This window comes from Enhydrobacter sp., assembly GCA_025808875.1.
GTDB lineage: Bacteria > Pseudomonadota > Alphaproteobacteria > Reyranellales > Reyranellaceae > Reyranella.
The window spans coordinates 3,344,316-3,361,664 of sequence record CP075528.1; the positions used below are offsets into that span (position 1 = coordinate 3,344,316).

Consider the following 17,349-nt stretch of genomic DNA (forward strand, 5'->3'; position numbering starts at 1 on the left):
GCCGTCAACGCGACGCGCGACGGCGGCGGATGATGTACTTGTCCGTCGCCTTGTTCTTGCGGGTCTTCTTGCCCTTGGTCGGCTTGCCCCAGGGCGTGACCGGATGGCGTCCGCCCGACGACTTGCCCTCGCCGCCGCCGTGCGGATGATCGACCGGGTTCATCGCCACGCCGCGCACGTGCGGGCGGCGGCCGAGCCAGCGCTGGCGGCCGGCCTTGCCGATGACGATGTTCTGGTTGTCCGGGTTGCTGACCGCGCCGACCGTGGCCAGGCACTCCGCCGATACCAGCCGCAGCTCGCCCGAACTCAACTTGATCTGGGCGTAGCCGGCGTCCTTGCCGACGAGCTGGGCGTAGGTACCTGCCGAGCGTGCGAGCTTGCCGCCGGCGCCCTTCTTCAGCTCGACGTTGTGGACGATCGTGCCGACCGGCATGTTGGCCAGCGGCATGGCATTGCCGGGCTTGATGTCGACTCGCTCGCCCGACACGACCTCGTCGCCCGCCTTGAGCCGCTGCGGCGCCAGGATGTAGGCCAATTCCCCGTCGGCGTACTTGATCAAGGCGATGAAGGCCGACCGGTTGGGATCGTATTCGAGCCGTTCGACGGTCGCCGCGATGTCGACCTTGCGCCGCTTGAAATCGACGATGCGCAGCCGCTGCTTGTGGCCGCCGCCCATGTGGTGGCTGGTGATGCGGCCGTGGTTGTTGCGGCCACCGGTGCGCGTCTTGCCCTGGGTCAACGCCTTGACCGGCTTGCCCTTCCACAGGCCCTTGCGGTCGACGATGACCAGCTGCCGCAAAGACGGCGTGATCGGCTTGTAAGTCTTGAGAGCCATACTTCTGTCCCCCGTCCTACAGGCCCGTGGTCACGTCGATCTTGTGACCTTCGACCAGCGAGACGATCGCCTTCTTCCAGTCGCTCCGCACGCCGGGACGGCCGCGGAAAACCTTGCTCTTGCCCTTCACCGTGACGGTGTTGACCGACTTGACCTTGACCTTGAACAGGCCTTCGATCGCCTGCTTGATCTCGGGCTTGGTCGCGTCGGCGGCGACGCGGAACGTCACCTGGCCATGCTCGGAGCCGTTGGTGGTCTTTTCCGTGATCAGCGGCGCGCGGATTACTTCGTACATGCGTGCGCGCGACACGACGATCTTGTTGGCGCTCATTGCAGGCGCTCCTCGAGATGCTTCACGGCGTCCCTGGTCAGCACGAGCGTGTCGCGCCGCAGGATGTCGTAGACGTTCGCGCCCTGCTGCGGCAACACGTCGACATGCGCGATGTTGGCCGCCGCACGGGCGAAGTTGGCGTCGACCTCGGCGCCGGCGATGACCAGTGCGCTCGAGATGCCAAGCTTGCCGAGATTGTCCTTGAGCCTGGCCGTCCGGGGTTCGGCGAGCGACGCCGCCTCGACCACGATCAGCTTGCCCTCGGCCGCCTTGGCTGACAGCGCCGTGCGCAACGCCAGCTTGCGCACCTTCTTCGGCAGGTCCGAGGCGTGGCTGCGCACCACCGGGCCGAAGGCCTTGCCGCCGCCGCGGAACTGCGGCGCCGCCTCGTTGCCGTGGCGGGCGCGGCCGGTGCCCTTCTGGGCGTACATCTTCTTGGCCGTCGCCGTCACTTCCGACCGGCCCTTGGTCTTGTGTGTGCCCTGCTGGCGGCGCGACAGCTGCCACACCACGCAGCGCTGCAGGATGTCCTTGCGGACCGGCGCGCCGAACACCGCGTCGGCGAGATCGATCTCGCCGGCGCTGTCGCCCTCGATGGTCTTGACCGCGATCTTCATGATCTCTTCCTCAGGCCTGCGGAGCCGCATCGGCCGCCGGAGCCGCTGCCGCCGCGGCGGCCTTGCGAAGGCCGGCCGGATACGGAGCGTCCTTGGGACGGGCGCGCTTGGAGGCGTCCTTGACGATGATGTAGCCGCCGTTCGGTCCCGGCACGGCGCCGGACACCAGCAGCAGACCCTTGTCGTCGTCGGCGGCGACGACCTTGAGATTCTGCGTCGTCACGCGCTCATGGCCGTAGTGGCCGGCCATCTTCTTGCCCGGGAATGTGCGCCCGGGGTCCTGGCGGTTGCCGGTCGAGCCGTGGCTGCGGTGCGACACCGACACGCCGTGGCTGGCCTCGAGGCCGCCGAAGTTCCAGCGCACCATCGAGCCGGTAAAACCGCGGCCGATTGTGGTGCCGACGACATCGACGAACTGGCCAGGCACAAAATGGCTCGGCACCAGCTCGGCGCCGACCTCGAGCACGGCATCCTTGGCGACGCGGAACTCGACGAGCTTCTTCTTGGGCTCGACCTTGGCCTTGGCGAAATGGCCGCGCATCGGCTGGCTGACGTTCTTCACCTTGGCCTTGCCGTAGCCGAGCTGGACGGCCGTGTACTTGTCCTTCTCCTCGGAGCGGACGGCGACAACCTGCAGATTGTCGACCTTCAGAACGGTCACCGGCACATGTTCCCCCGCGTCGTTGAAGACGCGGGTCATGCCGACCTTCTGGGCGACGAGACCGCAACGCATGGTCCTGTTCCTTCTTCCCTGTCCCGTTCGCCGCCTAGGCGCCGAGCTTGATTTCGACGTCCACGCCAGAGGCGAGGTCGAGCTTCATCAGCGCGTCCACCGTCTGCGGCGTCGGATCGACGATATCGAGCACGCGCTTGTGCGTGCGCACTTCGAACTGTTCGCGCGACTTCTTGTCGATGTGGGGCGAGCGATTGACCGTGAACCGCTCGATCCGCGTCGGCAGCGGGATCGGCCCGCGCACCTGCGCGCCCGTCCGCTTGGCGGTGCTGACGATCTCGCTCGTCGACGTGTCGAGCACGCGATGATCGAAGGCTTTCAGCCGGATGCGGATGTTGGTGCTGTCCATTGTCTGCTCGCTTGCCGCTGTCGGCGCGGTGTTCGGTTACTTGACGATTTTAGTGACGACGCCTGCGCCGACGGTTCGGCCGCCCTCGCGGATGGCGAAGCGCAGGCCCTCGTCCATCGCGATCGGCTGGATCAGCTCCACCGCCATCCGCGCATTGTCCCCCGGCATCACCATCTCCGTCCCCTCCGGCAGGGTCACCACCCCCGTCACGTCCGTCGTCCGGAAGTAAAACTGCGGCCGGTAGTTGGTGAAAAACGGCGTGTGACGGCCGCCCTCCTCCTTCGTCAGGATGTACGCCTCAGCCTCGAAGTTCGTGTGCGGCGTGATCGACCCGGGCTTCGCCAGAACCTGGCCGCGCTCCACGTCCTCGCGCCCCACGCCGCGCAGCAGCGCCCCGATGTTGTCCCCAGCCTCGCCCTGGTCCAGAAGCTTGCGGAACATCTCAACGCCCGTCACCACCGTCTTCGTCGTCGCCTTCAGGCCGACGATCTCGATCTCCTCGCCCACCTTCACGATCCCCCGCTCGACACGGCCCGTAACCACCGTGCCGCGACCCGAAATCGAGAACACGTCCTCGATCGGCATCAAAAACGGCTTGTCCTTGTCGCGCGTCGGCTGCGGAATGTAGCGGTCGACCTCCGACATCAGCTTCAACACCGCCTGCTCGCCCTGCTCGGCGTTCTTGTCCTCCAGCGCCATCAGCGCCGAGCCCCGCACAACCGGAATGTCGTCCCCCGGAAACTGGTAGCTCTTCAGAAGCTCCCGAACCTCCAGCTCCACCAGATCCAGAAGCTCCGGATCGTCCACCATGTCACACTTGTTCATGAACACCACAAGCGCCGGAACCCCCACCTGACGCGCCAGAAGGATGTGCTCGCGCGTCTGCGGCATCGGACCGTCCGCCGCGCTCACCACCAGGATCGCGCCGTCCATCTGCGCCGCCCCCGTGATCATGTTCTTCACGTAGTCCGCGTGGCCGGGGCAGTCGACGTGCGCGTAGTGGCGGTTCTGCGTCTCGTACTCGACATGCGCCGTCGAAATCGTGATCCCGCGCTCGCGCTCCTCCGGTGCCTTGTCGATCTGGTCGTACGCCGTGTACGTCGCGCCGCCCGTCTTCGCCAGGATCTTCGTGATCGCAGCCGTCAGAGACGTCTTGCCGTGATCCACGTGCCCGATCGTCCCGATGTTGCAGTGCGGCTTGTTCCGCTCAAACTTCGCCTTCGTCATGATCCTGGTCCTTGTTCGTGGGCCTTGGGGTTCTCGATCAGCCTGCCAGCTTGGCGACGACCTCGTCGGCCACGGCCTGCGGCACGGGCGCGTAGTGGTCGAACGTCATGGTGTAGGCGGCGCGGCCCTGGGTCATGGACCGCAGCGTGTTGACGTACCCGAACATGTTGGCGAGCGGGACCATGGCATTGATGACCTGCGCGTTGCCGCGCGCCTCCATGCCCTGGATCTGGCCGCGCCGGCTGTTGAGGTCGCCGATGCAGTCGCCCATGTAGTCCTCCGGCGTCACCACCTCGACCTTCATGATCGGCTCGAGCAGCTTGCACTGCGCCTTCTGCAGGCCCTCCTTGAAGGCCGCGCGGGCGGCGATCTCGAACGCCAGCACGCTCGAATCGACGTCGTGGTAGGCGCCGTCGACCAGCGTCACCTTGAAGTCGATCACCGGGAAGCCGGCAAGCACGCCGGTCTCGCGCGACGCCTCGAGGCCCTTCTCGACGCCCGGAATATACTCCTTGGGCACCGAGCCGCCGACGATCTTGCTCTCGAAACTATAGCCCGAGCCCGGCGCGCCCGGCTCGAACACCAGCTTGATGCGGGCGAACTGGCCCGAACCGCCGGATTGCTTCTTGTGCGTGTAGTCGATCTCCGCCTTCCGGCCGAGCGTCTCGCGATAGGCGACCTGCGGGGCGCCGACGTTGGCGTCGACCTTGTAGGTGCGCCTCAGGATGTCGACCTTGATCTCGAGATGGAGCTCACCCATGCCCTTGATGACGGTCTGGCCGGTCTCCTGATCGGTCGCGACGCGGAAGGTCGGGTCCTCCTGCACGAGGCGGCCGAGCGCCTGGCCCATCTTCTCCTGGTCCGCCTTGGACTTCGGCTCGATGGCGAGCTCGATGACCGGATCGGGGAAGTCCATCTTCTCGAGCACGACGGGATTCTCCGACGTACAGAGCGTGTCGCCGGTGGTCACCGTCTTCAGGCCGGCCAGGGCGATGATGTCGCCGGCGCGGGCTTCCTTGACGTCCTCGCGGTTGTTGGCGTGCATCAGCAGCATGCGGCCGATGCGCTCCTTGCGGTCCTTGGTGCTGTTGAGCACGCCGGTGCCGGACTCGAGCACGCCCGAGTAGACGCGCGCGAAGGTGAGCGAGCCGACGAACGGGTCGGTCATGATCTTGAAGGCGAGCGCCGACATCGGCGCGTCGTCGCTCGACGGCAGCGTGATCGCCTCGTCGGCGCCCATCTTGACGCCCTTGACGTCCGGAACGTCGGTCGGCGCCGGCAGATAGTTGACCACGGCGTCGAGCATGGGCTGCACGCCCTTGTTCTTGAACGCCGACCCGCACAGCACCGGTACGAAGGCGTAGGAAATCGTGCCCTTGCGGATGCACTTGATCAGCGTGTCGTAGTCCGGCTCCTCGCCGGCCAGGTACTTCTCGAGCGCGGCGTCGTCCTGCTCGACCGCCATCTCGAGCATCTTGTGGCGCCACTCGGCAGCCTGCTCCTTGAGATCTGCCGGGATCTCGACGACCTCGTACTTGGCGCCCAGCGTCTCCTCGAGCCAGATGATCGCCTTGTTGGACACCAGGTCGACGAGGCCCTTGTAGTCCGCCTCGGCGCCGATCGGAATCTGGGTCACCAGCGGCTTGGAGCCGAGCCGGTCGACGATCATGTCGACGGTGCGCCAGTAGTTGGCGCCGGTGCGGTCCATCTTGTTGACGAAGCAGATGCGTGGCACGCCGTACTTGTCGGCCTGGCGCCACACCGTCTCGGACTGGGGCTCGACGCCGGCGACGGAGTCGAACACGCACACCGCACCGTCGAGCACGCGCAGGCTGCGCTCGACCTCGATGGTGAAGTCGACATGGCCGGGCGTGTCGATGATGTTCACGCGATAGGACGGGCCGGCGTAGGGGCCGGTCTCGACCTTCCAGAAGCAGGTCGTCGCGGCCGACGTGATAGTGATGCCGCGCTCCTGCTCCTGCTCCATCCAGTCCATGGTCGCGGCGCCGTCGTGGACCTCGCCGATCTTATGCGACTTGCCGGTATAGTAGAGGATGCGCTCGGTCGTCGTCGTCTTGCCGGCATCGATGTGCGCCATGATGCCGATGTTGCGATAGTGCGCGATGGGGGTGGTGCGAGCCATGGGACGGGCTTTCTGCGTTGAGGGGGCCTGTTGCGACTACCAGCGATAGTGCGCAAACGCCTTGTTGGCGTCGGCCATCTTGTGGGTGTCCTCGCGCTTCTTCACGGCATTGCCGCGGCGGTTGAAGGCGTCTAGCAGCTCGGCGGAGAGCTTCTCGGTCATGCTGTGACCCGACCGGTCTCGGGCCGCCTGTATGATCCAGCGGATCGCCAGCGCCTGACGGCGCTCGGGACGAACCTCGACCGGGACCTGGTAAGTGGCGCCGCCGACGCGGCGCGAGCGGACCTCGATGGCCGGCTTGACGTTCTCCAGCGCCTCGTGGAAGGCCGGCACCGGATCGCCCTTGAGCTTGGCCTCGATCTCGTCGAGAGCGCCGTAGACGACGCGCTCGGCGACCGACTTCTTGCCACGCTCCATGAGCGTGTTCATGAACTTGCTGATGACGATGTCGCCGAACTTGGCGTCCGGCAGGACTTCACGCTTCTCCGCTGCGCGACGACGGGACATTGCTTCCTCCCGCCTTACTTCGGACGCTTGGCGCCGTACTTCGAACGGCGCTGCTTGCGGTCCTTGACGCCCTGCGTGTCGAGGGTGCCGCGAATAATGTGGTAGCGCACGCCCGGCAGATCCTTGACGCGGCCGCCGCGGATCATGACGACCGAATGCTCCTGCAGATTGTGGCCCTCGCCCGGGATGTAGCTCACGACCTCGTAGGCGTTGGTCAGCCGCACCTTGGCGACCTTGCGCAACGCCGAGTTCGGCTTCTTCGGCGTCGTCGTGTAGACGCGGGTGCAGACGCCGCGCTTCTGCGGGCAGGCCTCGAGGGCCGGCACCTTGTTGCGCGCGGAGAGCGGGCGGCGGCCCTTGGCAATCAGCTGATTGATGGTCGGCATCGACTTTCCGGTTTCCTGTTCGCCGTCTCTAATCCACCCAGGTCCGGCTCATCGGCGCAAAGCGAATGCGCGGGCATAGCGGCAAGAGCGCAGCCCCGCGCGAAAGAACAACTTTGCGGCCAAATGGCCTGACTTGTAGCGGTCCTCGACGTCAGGCTGCGTCTAGGCTCACGCCTACTACCAGCCCCCCGACGAGGTGGCGCGCTTATATGGCTGCACATGCACAGCGTCAAGCGCGGTGACGGCTTTTCTCTTTGATTTCGTTGGTTATTCCAACGCCCCGGCCGACGCCTGTTTTCGGTCGACCTCCAGGTCGTTCACGCAAGAATCTGTCAACCACATCTAGTGTGGCGCCGTCGCCACACCCACAAACGAATCTGGACGCGGTGGATTTACACTCAGCATCCCCCTCGGCTATCGAAGTCGCATGTTGCGCTTCGATCCGCGTATGGCCTCGGCCGTCAAAGGCACCGCCTTTGGGGCAGGGGGAGTCGTGCGCGATCGTATGGTCTAGACCACACTCCGTGAACCCTGACCCCGCCGAGAACGGCCGGGGTCCAGCGCAACGGGTCCCGCCGTCCGGCCAACGGAAGCGAGACCGAGATGCCCACCCGCCAGATGCCACCAACACCGGTGCTCCAGACGCCGCGACTCTTCCTGCGTCCGTTGCGCAGCAAGGACGCGCCGGTGATCCAGCGACGCTTCCCGCGCTGGGAAGTCGTGCGCTGGCTCGATGCCAAGGTGCCGTGGCCGTACCCGTCCGACGGTGCCGCCACCTTCGTCGCCCGCTGCCTCGAGGAGATGGCGCGTGGCGACAAGTGCCACTGGGCGATCGTGCCGAGATCGGGGCCGGCCGACCTGATCGGCTCGATCAGCCTGTGGCCCGACGACGGCGCGAATTGTGACCAGCGCGGATTCTGGCTCGACCCCGACTACCACGGCCGCGGGCTGATGACCGAGGCGGCCCATCGGGTCACCGACTATGCGTTTCGCGAACTCGGCTGGCCTCACCTGTGGCTCAGCAACGCCCAAGGCAACCATGCCTCGCGACGGATCAAGGAGAAGCAGGGCGCCCGCCTGGTCGACCTGCTGATCGGGCGATGCGTCGGCGGCGACACGTCTCGCATGATCTGGCAGCTCTCCGCCGTCGACTGGCTCGAGCGACATCCCTGAACACGGAAGGCCGTCGTCTTGCGACGACGGCCTTCGAATTCAGAGGGAGGGGCCGGCCGGTCAGTCGGCTGCCCGCTCCTCTTCCAGCGTCGGCACCGGCTGGTCCTCGCCGTCGGTGCCGGCCGCCAGGATGGCACGGTCGCGCTGGGCGGCGATCGCCTTCAACCGATTGACGACTCCGCCGGTGCCGGCGGGGATCAGCCGGCCGACGATCACGTTCTCCTTGAGGCCCTGCAGCGTGTCGACGCGGCCGCTGACGGCAGCCTCGGTGAGTACGCGCGTGGTCTCCTGGAACGAGGCCGCCGAGATGAACGACTTGGTCTGCAGGCTCGCCTTGGTGATGCCGAGCAGGACCGGGTCGGCCTTGGCCGGCTTCAGCTTCTCGGTGGCGAGCTTGGCATTTTCCGCCTCGAACTCCTGCTTGTCGATCTGCTCGCCAATCAGGAAGGTCGAATCGCCCGCTTCGGTGATCTCGACCTTCTGCAGCATCTGGCGCGCGATCGTCTCGATGTGCTTGTCGTTGATCTTCACGCCCTGCAGTCGATAGACCTCCTGGATCTCGTTGACCAGATACTCGGCCAGCTTCTCGATGCCGAGCACGCGCAGGATGTCGTGCGGCACCGGATTGCCGTCGATCAACAGGTCGCCGCGCTCGACATAGTCGCCTTCCTGGACCGCGATGCGCTTGCCCTTCGGGATCAGATACTCGACCGGCTCCGCCCCCTCGCCTTCCGGCACAATCACGATGCGGCGCTTGTTCTTGTAGTCCTTGCCGAACTCGATGCGGCCCGCGATGTCGCAGATGATCGCGAAGTCCTTGGGCTTGCGCGCCTCGAACAGCTCGGCAACGCGCGGCAGGCCGCCCGTGATGTCGCGGTTCTTGCCACCCTCGCGCGGGATGCGCGCAAGGATGTCGCCGGCATGGACCTCCTGGCCGTTCTCGACAGAGAGGACCGAATCGACCGACAGCAGGTAGCGGGCCTCCTGGCCATTGGCCAGCATGATCGGGTTGCCGGCGGCATCGTGGATGGCGATGCGCGGACGCAGGTCGCCGCCGCGCGGCTGGCCCTTCCAGTCGACGACGACCCGGTTGGAGATGCCGGTCGAATCGTCGATCACCTCGCGCATCGACACGCCCTCGACGAGGTCGACATAGACCGCCTTGCCGGCCTTCTCGGTGATGATCGGCAGGGTGTACGGATCCCACTCGGCCAGCTTCTGGCCCTTGGCCACCGTCGTGTCGTTGTCGACCAGCAGGCGCGCGCCGTAGGGCACGCGGTGCTTGGCGCGCTCGCGCTCGGCACCGTCGATCAGCACCAGCTCGGTGTTGCGGCCCATGACGACCGGAACGCCCTGGCTGTTCTCGACGACATTGCGGTTGCGCACCTGGATGCGGCCGTCGTGACTCGCCTCGATGTTCGACTGCTCGGCGCCGCGCTGGGCCGCGCCACCGATGTGGAAGGTGCGCATGGTGAGCTGCGTGCCCGGCTCGCCGATCGACTGGGCGGCGATGACACCCACCGCCTCGCCGATGTTGACCGGCGTGCCGCGCGCCAGGTCGCGGCCGTAGCACTTGCCGCAGACGCCCGTCTTGGTATCGCAGGTCAGTACCGAGCGGATGCGGATCTCCTCGATCCCCGCCTTCTCGATCTGCTCGACCTTGACCTCGTCGATCAGGTCGCCGGCCTTGGCGATCGGCGTGCCGTTCACCGGATCGACGATGTCGTCCAGCGCCGTGCGGCCGAGCACGCGCTCGCTGAGCGGCTCGATGACGTCGCCGCCGTCGACGACGGCGCGCATGGTCAGGCCGCGCGTGGTGCCGCAATCCTCCTCGAAGATGATGCAGTCCTGCGCGACGTCGACCAGGCGGCGGGTCAGGTAGCCCGAGTTCGCCGTCTTGAGCGCCGTGTCGGCCAGGCCCTTGCGGGCGCCGTGCGTGGAGTTGAAGTACTCCAGCACCGACAGGCCTTCCTTGAAGTTCGAGATGATCGGCGTCTCGATGATCTCGCCCGACGGCTTGGTCATCAGGCCGCGCATGCCGGCGAGCTGCTTCATCTGCGTGGCCGAGCCGCGCGCGCCGGAATGCGCCATCATCCACACCGCGTTGACCGGGCGGCCGGGCTTCGGCGTGGAGATGCCCTTCATCATCTCCTCGGCAACGCGATCCGAGCAGCGCGACCAGGCGTCGACCACCTTGTTGTACTTTTCGCCCGAGGTGATCAGGCCGTCCTGGTACTGCTGCTCGTACTCCTTCACTTCCTTCTGCGTCTGGGCGACCAGCTTCTCCTTGGCGGCCGGAATGACGAGGTCGTCCTTGCCGAACGAGATGCCGGCGCGGCAGGCGTGATAGAAGCCCAGCCCCATCAGGCGGTCGGCGAAGATCACGGTCTCCTTCTGGCCGCAGTGGCGGTAGACCGTGTCGATGACGTTCTGCAGGTCCTTCTTGGTCAGCAGGCGGTTGATCAGCGAGAACGGCAGGCTGGGATGCCTGGGCAGGATCTGCGCCAGCAGGATGCGGCCGGGCGTCGTCTCGACCACACGGCTCGCCAGAACGCCCTTGTCGTCATAGGCCTCCAGCCGCGCCTTGATCTTGGCGTGCATCGACAGCGAGCGGTTGTGCAGGGCGTGCTCGAGCTCGCCGATCTCGGAGAACAACGAGCCTTCGCCCTGTTCGCCGTCGCGCTCGAGCGTGATGTAGTAGATGCCGAGCACGATGTCCTGCGACGGCACGATGATCGGCTTGCCCGACGCCGGCGACAGGATGTTGTTGGTCGACATCATCAGCACGCGCGCCTCGAGCTGGGCTTCCAGCGACAGCGGCACGTGGACCGCCATCTGGTCGCCGTCGAAGTCGGCGTTGAAGGCGGTGCAGACCAGCGGGTGAAGCTGGATCGCCTTGCCCTCGATCAGCACCGGCTCGAAGGCCTGGATGCCGAGGCGATGCAGGGTGGGCGCGCGGTTGAGCAGCACCGGATGCTCGCGGATCACCTCCTCGAGGATGTCCCACACCTCCGGCCGCTCCTTCTCGACCATGCGCTTGGCGGCCTTGATGGTGTTGGCCATGCCGTAGGCCTGCAGGCGCGAGTAGATGAACGGCTTGAACAGCTCGAGCGCCATCTTCTTGGGCAGGCCGCACTGGTGCAGCTTGAGCTCGGGGCCGACCACGATGACCGAGCGGCCCGAGTAGTCGACGCGCTTGCCGAGCAGGTTCTGGCGGAAGCGGCCCTGCTTGCCCTTCAGCATGTCGGACAGCGACTTCAGCGGGCGCTTGTTGGCGCCGGTGATGACGCGGCCGCGACGGCCGTTGTCGAACAGCGCGTCGACCGACTCCTGCAGCATGCGTTTCTCGTTGCGCACGATGATGTCGGGCGCGCGCAGCTCCATCAGGCGCTTCAGGCGGTTGTTGCGGTTGATGACGCGGCGATAGAGGTCGTTGAGGTCCGAGGTGGCGAAGCGGCCGCCGTCGAGCGGCACCAGCGGGCGCAGCTCGGGCGGTATCACCGGCACCAGTTCGAGGATCATCCATTCGGGACGGGCACCCGACTCGATGAAGTTCTCCACCAGCTTCAGCCGCTTGACCAGCTTCTTGCGCTTGGCCTCGGAGGTGGTCTCGCGCAGCTCCTCGCGCAGCCGCGGGCGCTCCTCGTCGAGGTCGATGGCCGACAGCATGGCGCGGATCGCCTCGGCGCCGATGTCGGCGCGGAATGAATCGTCGCCGTACTCGTCGAGCGCGTTGAGGTACTGATCCTCGTTCAGGAGCTCGCGGTACTTGAGCGGCGTCAGGCCGGGCTCGGTGACCACATAGTTCTCGAAGTAGAGGATGCGCTCGAGGTCGCGCAGCGTCATGTCGAGCAGCAGGCCGATGCGGCTCGGCAGCGACTTCAGGAACCAGATGTGCGCCACCGGCGAGGCGAGCTCGATATGACCCATGCGCTCGCGCCGCACCTTGGTCAGCGTCACCTCGACGCCGCACTTCTCGCAGGTGATGCCGCGGAACTTCATGCGCTTGTACTTGCCGCACAGGCACTCGTAGTCCTTGATCGGGCCGAAGATGCGCGCGCAGAACAGGCCGTCCCGCTCTGGCTTGAAGGTGCGGTAGTTGATCGTCTCCGGCTTCTTGATCTCGCCGTGGCTCCAGGCGCGGATGCGCTCGGGGCTGGCGATCGAGATGCGGATCTCGTCGAAGGTCGGAGTGCCCTGGGGTTGGCCCAGTACGTTGATGAGGTCGGTCATGTGGTCAGTCCTGGGGGGTTCGATGGACTTAATTCGCGAATGGCTGTCGGTGAGCGACCCGGTTAGGTCGCCTCCTGGTTCAGTTCGACGTTGAGGCCGAGGGAGCGAAGCTCCTTGACCAGCACGTTGAAGGACTCGGGGATGCCCGCCTCGAACGTGTCGTCGCCGCGCACGATGGCCTCGTAGACCTTCGTGCGGCCCGCGACGTCGTCCGATTTCACGGTCAGGATCTCCTGCAGCGTGTAGGCGGCGCCGTAGGCCTCGAGCGCCCACACCTCCATCTCGCCGAAGCGCTGGCCGCCGAACTGCGCCTTGCCGCCGAGCGGCTGCTGGGTGACCAGGCTGTATGGCCCGATCGAGCGCGCGTGGATCTTGTCGTCCACGAGATGGTGCAGCTTCAGCATGTAGATGTAGCCGACGGTCACCTTGCGGTCGAACGCCTCGCCGGTGCGGCCGTCGACCAGGGTGACCTGGCCCGACTTGTCGAGCCCGGCCATGTCGAGCATGCCGACGATGTCGGCCTCGTGCGCGCCATCGAACACCGGCGACGCGAAGGGCACGCCGCGGCTGAGGTTGCGGGCCAGCTCGACGACGCGCTCGTCGTCGAGCTCGGCGATCTCGGCCTTGTAGGCCTTGTCGCCGTAGACCTCGCGCAAGGTCTTGCGGACCTGCGCGATCGAGGCGTCGCGCGCACCGTTGACCATTTCGCCGATCTTCCTGCCGAGGCCGGCCGCAGCCCAGCCGAGATGCGTCTCGAGGATCTGGCCGACGTTCATGCGGCTCGGCACGCCGAGCGGATTGAGCACGATGTCGACCGGCATGCCGTCCTCGAGGTACGGCATGTCCTCGAGCGGCATGATGCGCGAGATCACGCCCTTGTTGCCGTGGCGGCCGGCCATCTTGTCGCCCGGCTGCAGCTTGCGCTTGGTCGCAACGAAGACCTTGACCATCTTCATCACGCCCGGCGGCAGCTCGTCGCCGCGCTGCAGCTTGTCGACCTTGCTGTCGAAGCGATCCTGCAGGCGCTTCATTGATTCGTCGAACTGCTTGTTCAGCGCCTCGATCTCGGCCTGCCGCTTGTCGGTCTTGACGGCGATCTGGCGCCACTGGCCGGGCGTGTGCTCGCCCAGCACCTTGTCGGTGACGCGCGTGCCGGGCTTCAGGCCCTTGAGCCCGCCCGCCACCGTCTGGTTGAGCAGCATCTCCTGGAGCTGGCCATAGAAGCTGCGCTCCAGGATGGCCTTTTCGTCGTCGCGGTCCTTGGCCAGACGCTCGATCTCGTCGCGTTCGATGGCGAGCGCGCGCTCGTCCTTGTCGACGCCGCGGCGGTTGAAGACGCGAACCTCGACGACCGTGCCCTCGACGCCCGGCGGCACCTTGAGCGAGGTGTCGCGCACGTCGGCCGCCTTCTCGCCGAAGATGGCGCGCAGCAGCTTCTCCTCCGGCGTCATCGGCGATTCGCCCTTCGGCGTCACCTTGCCGACCAGGATGTCGCCCGCCTTCACCTCGGCGCCGATGTAGACGATGCCCGCCTCGTCGAGGTTCTTGAGCGCCTCCTCGCCGACGTTGGGGATGTCGCGGCTGATCTCCTCCTGGCCGAGCTTGGTATCGCGCGCCATGACCTCGAACTCCTCGATGTGGATCGAGGTGAAGACGTCGTCGCGCACGATGCGCTCGGAGAGCAGGATGGAATCTTCGAAGTTGTAGCCGTTCCACGGCATGAAGGCGACGAGCACGTTGCGGCCGAGCGCCAGCTCGCCGTCGCGGGTCGACGGACCGTCGGCCACGATGTCGCCCTTCTTCACCTGGTCGCCGACCTTCACGAGCGGCTTCTGGGTGATGCAGGTGCTCTGGTTGGAGCGCTGGAACTTCAGCAGGTTGTAGATGTCGACCGCCGGCCGGTTGGGTCCGACGTCGTCGGTCGCGCGCACCACGATGCGCATGGCGTCGACCTGGTCGACCACGCCGGTGCGGCGGGCGGCGATCGCCACGCCCGAGTCGCGGGCCACGATCTCCTCCATGCCGGTGCCGACGAGCGGCGATTCAGCCTGGATCAGCGGCACGGCCTGACGCTGCATGTTGGAGCCCATCAGCGCGCGGTTGGCGTCGTCGTTCTCGAGGAACGGGATCAGCGCAGCGGCGACCGACACGATCTGCTTGGGCGAAACGTCGACGAAATCGATCGTCTCGGGACGGGCGAGGATGTACTCGCCGCCCTTGCGGCACTGCACCAACTCGGACACGAACTTGCCGCGCGCGTCGATCTCGGCATTGGCCTGGGCGACCGTGTAGCGGCCCTCCTCCATCGCCGACAGATAGACGACGTCGTCGCTGACGCGGCCATTGGCAACCTTGCGGTACGGGCTCTCGATGAAGCCGTACTGGTTGACGCGGGCGTAGGTCGCCAGCGAGTTGATCAGGCCGATGTTGGGGCCTTCCGGCGTCTCGATCGGGCAGATGCGGCCGTAGTGCGTCGGATGCACGTCGCGCACCTCGAAGCCGGCGCGCTCGCGCGTCAGGCCGCCCGGTCCCAGCGCCGAGAGGCGGCGCTTGTGCGTCACCTCGGACAGCGGGTTGGTCTGGTCCATGAACTGCGACAACTGCGAGGAGCCGAAGAACTCGCGCACCGCCGCCGCCGCCGGCTTGGCGTTGATGAGGTCGTGCGGCATCACGGTGTCGATGTCGATCGAGCTCATGCGCTCGCGGATGGCGCGCTCCATTCGCAGCAGGCCGACGCGATACTGGTTCTCCATCAACTCGCCGACCGAGCGGACGCGGCGGTTGCCGAGATGGTCGATGTCGTCGATCTCGCCGCGGCCGTCCTTGAGGCCGTGCAGCACCTTGACGACCGCGAGGATGTCCTCGCGACGCAACGTGCGCTGGGTGTCGGGGACGCCCTGGAAGTCGAGGCGCATGTTCATTTTCACGCGGCCGACCGGCGAGAGGTCGTAGCGGTCGATGTCGAACAGCAGGCCCTGGAACAGGGTCTCGGCCTGCTCCAGCGTCGGCGGCTCGCCCGGGCGCATGACGCGGTAGACGTCGAGCAGCGCCTCTTCACGGTTGGAGTTCTTGTCGGCCGCCAGCGTGTTGCGGATGTAGGGGCCGACATTGACGTGGTCGATGGCGAGCGTCGGCAGCACGTCGATGTCGTTCTCGTCGAACAGGTCGAGCACCGCCTGGGTGATTTCCTGTCCGGCCTCGACGTAAATTTCGCCGGTCTTCTCGTTGATGACGTCGAGCGCGGCGTAGCGGCCGATCAGCTCCTCCGCCGAGACGCGCACCTCCTTGAGGCCGCCCTCCTTGAGGCGGCCGAGCAGGCGAGGCGTCATCTTGGCGCCGGCCTCGGCCACGGTCTTGCCGCTCTTGGCGTTGACCAGGTCGTGGGTCAGCTTCACGCCCTTCATCGACTCGGCGTCGAAGCCGGTGTTCCAGCCTTCCTTGTCGCGCTTGTAGACGACCTGGCCGTAGAACGCCGACAGAATCTCCTCCGGCGACAGGCCCTGGGCGTCGGCCGGGTCGAGCTGCTGGTTCTTGGCCGCCGCCGAGGCGCGCTTCTTCCAGGTGGCGTCGTTGTCGAGCGCCAGCAGCAACGTCGTCACCGGGATCTTGCGGCGACGGTCGATGCGGACATGGATCAGGTCCTTGGCGTCGAACTCGAAGTCGAGCCACGAGCCGCGATAGGGGATGATGCGCGCGGCGAACAGGTACTTGCCCGAGCTGTGCGTCTTGCCCTTGTCGTGATCGAAGAAGACGCCCGGCGAGCGGTGCATCTGGCTCACGATCACGCGCTCGGTGCCGTTGACGATGAAGGTGCCGTTGTCGGTCATGAGCGGCATGTCGCCCATGTAGACGTCCTGCTCCTTGATGTCGCGGATCGAGCGCGAGCCGGCTTCCTCGTCGATGTCCCACACCACGAGCTGGAGCGTGACCTTGAGCGGAGCGGCGTAGGTGATGCCGCGCTGCTGGCACTCCTCGACGTCGTACTTGGGATCCTCGAACTCGTATTTCACGAATTCCAGGCTGGCGCGCTCGGCGAAGTCCTTGATCGGGAACACGCCGCGAAAGACCTCCTGCAGGCCCGACTGGGTGCGCTTGGCCGGGGCGACGTTGCGTTGGAGGAAGCCCTCGTAGGAACTCTTCTGCACCTCGATGAGGTTGGGCATCGGCGCCACCGACTCGATGTGGCCGAAGAAGCGACGGATTCGTTTGCGCGTGTTGAAGGCCGTGGCCATCCTGCGTCCTCGATCGGTTCAAGGGCGGAGAAACACCCGCTGCTTTCTCGGAGCTCGCGGCCCGCCAGCCGTTCGCCCCATCCGTTGCAGAGGGCCACTTGTCGAAGCGGATGCGCGCATCCGCTTGGATAAGGGGCCCGTCCGGGCCGACTTCTCGCGAAGCCCGCCCGGACGGAAATCGCCTTACTTGAGCTCGACCTTGGCGCCCTCGGCCTCGAGCTTGGCCTTGAGCTTCTCGGCGTCGGCCTTCGGCACGCCGTCCTTGACCGACTTGGGCGCGCCCTCGACCAGATCCTTGGCCTCCTTGAGGCCGAGGCCGGTGATCTCGCGCACCACCTTGATGACGTTGATCTTCTTGTCGCCCGCCGCGGCCAGCACGACGGTGAACTCGTCCTTGGCTTCCGCCGGGGCGGCACCGCCGGCAGCGGCGCCCGGAGCGGCCGCGACCGCGACCGGAGCGGCGGCGCTGACGCCCCACTTCTCTTCCAAGAGCTTGCTGAGCTGCGCGGCCTCGAGGACCGTCAGGGCCGAAAGCTCTTCGACCAGCTTTTCCAGATTAGCCATTGTCTCTCTCCTAGATATC

At 66.3% G+C, this 17,349-nt stretch carries 13 protein-coding genes; 1 reads left to right on the plus strand and 12 read right to left on the minus strand.

Going from position 1 to position 17,349, the window contains the following annotated elements; translation table 11 throughout:
• Window positions 1–4: 4 nt before the first annotated feature.
• Genes rplB through rpsL form a run of 9 tightly spaced genes read right to left on the minus strand, consistent with a single transcriptional unit; the run spans window position 5 to window position 7,128 of the window.
• Window positions 5–835, minus strand: a complete 831-nt coding sequence (gene rplB, locus KIT25_16590) for a 50S ribosomal protein L2 (protein ID UYN93663.1) — start codon at window positions 833–835, stop codon at window positions 5–7.
• A gap of 16 nt (window positions 836–851) precedes the next feature.
• Window positions 852–1,166 (minus strand): 50S ribosomal protein L23, encoded by a 315-nt coding sequence (locus KIT25_16595; GenBank protein ID UYN93664.1) that lies wholly within the window; start codon window positions 1,164–1,166, stop codon window positions 852–854.
• On the minus strand, window positions 1,163–1,783 hold the full coding sequence (gene rplD / locus KIT25_16600) for a 50S ribosomal protein L4 (protein ID UYN93665.1): 621 nt from the start codon (window positions 1,781–1,783) through the stop codon (window positions 1,163–1,165). Before rplD ends, KIT25_16595 begins: the two co-directional genes overlap by 4 nt.
• A 10-nt stretch (window positions 1,784–1,793) precedes the next feature.
• The gene (rplC, locus tag KIT25_16605; protein UYN93666.1) at window positions 1,794–2,516 is read right to left on the minus strand and encodes a 50S ribosomal protein L3; all 723 of its coding nucleotides are present in this window, start codon (window positions 2,514–2,516) and stop codon (window positions 1,794–1,796) included.
• 34 nt (window positions 2,517–2,550) lie between these two features.
• Window positions 2,551–2,865: a 30S ribosomal protein S10 gene (gene rpsJ, locus KIT25_16610; GenBank protein ID UYN93667.1), complete on the minus strand. Its 315-nt coding sequence runs from the start codon at window positions 2,863–2,865 to the stop codon at window positions 2,551–2,553.
• Between the two features lie 36 nt (window positions 2,866–2,901).
• Complete coding sequence (gene tuf / locus KIT25_16615; protein ID UYN93668.1) at window positions 2,902–4,092, minus strand: elongation factor Tu; 1,191 nt, start codon at window positions 4,090–4,092, stop codon at window positions 2,902–2,904.
• A gap of 37 nt (window positions 4,093–4,129) precedes the next feature.
• Window positions 4,130–6,235, minus strand: coding sequence for an elongation factor G (fusA, locus tag KIT25_16620; GenBank protein UYN93669.1), 2,106 nt, complete (start codon window positions 6,233–6,235; stop codon window positions 4,130–4,132).
• A gap of 36 nt (window positions 6,236–6,271) precedes the next feature.
• Window positions 6,272–6,742: a 30S ribosomal protein S7 gene (gene rpsG / locus KIT25_16625; protein ID UYN93670.1), complete on the minus strand. Its 471-nt coding sequence runs from the start codon at window positions 6,740–6,742 to the stop codon at window positions 6,272–6,274.
• Between the two features lie 14 nt (window positions 6,743–6,756).
• Entirely contained in the window at window positions 6,757–7,128 is a 372-nt protein-coding gene (gene rpsL / locus KIT25_16630; protein ID UYN93671.1) for a 30S ribosomal protein S12, read from the minus strand.
• 603 nt (window positions 7,129–7,731) lie between these two features.
• Here rpsL and KIT25_16635 point away from each other — a divergent pair.
• The gene (locus KIT25_16635; GenBank protein ID UYN93672.1) at window positions 7,732–8,301 is read left to right on the plus strand and encodes a GNAT family N-acetyltransferase; all 570 of its coding nucleotides are present in this window, start codon (window positions 7,732–7,734) and stop codon (window positions 8,299–8,301) included.
• Window positions 8,302–8,361: 60 nt separating this feature from the next.
• On the opposite strand, the gene rpoC is transcribed toward KIT25_16635, so the two are convergent.
• The 3 genes from rpoC to rplL all read right to left on the minus strand — a co-directional run bounded on the left by rpoC (window position 8,362) and on the right by rplL (window position 17,330).
• Entirely contained in the window at window positions 8,362–12,534 is a 4,173-nt protein-coding gene (gene rpoC, locus KIT25_16640) for a DNA-directed RNA polymerase subunit beta' (GenBank protein ID UYN93673.1), read from the minus strand.
• Between the two features lie 62 nt (window positions 12,535–12,596).
• Window positions 12,597–16,766, minus strand: coding sequence for a DNA-directed RNA polymerase subunit beta (gene rpoB, locus KIT25_16645; GenBank protein UYN93674.1), 4,170 nt, complete (start codon window positions 16,764–16,766; stop codon window positions 12,597–12,599).
• Window positions 16,767–16,949: 183 nt separating this feature from the next.
• Entirely contained in the window at window positions 16,950–17,330 is a 381-nt protein-coding gene (gene rplL, locus KIT25_16650) for a 50S ribosomal protein L7/L12 (protein ID UYN93675.1), read from the minus strand.
• Between the last annotated feature and the right edge of the window lie 19 nt (window positions 17,331–17,349).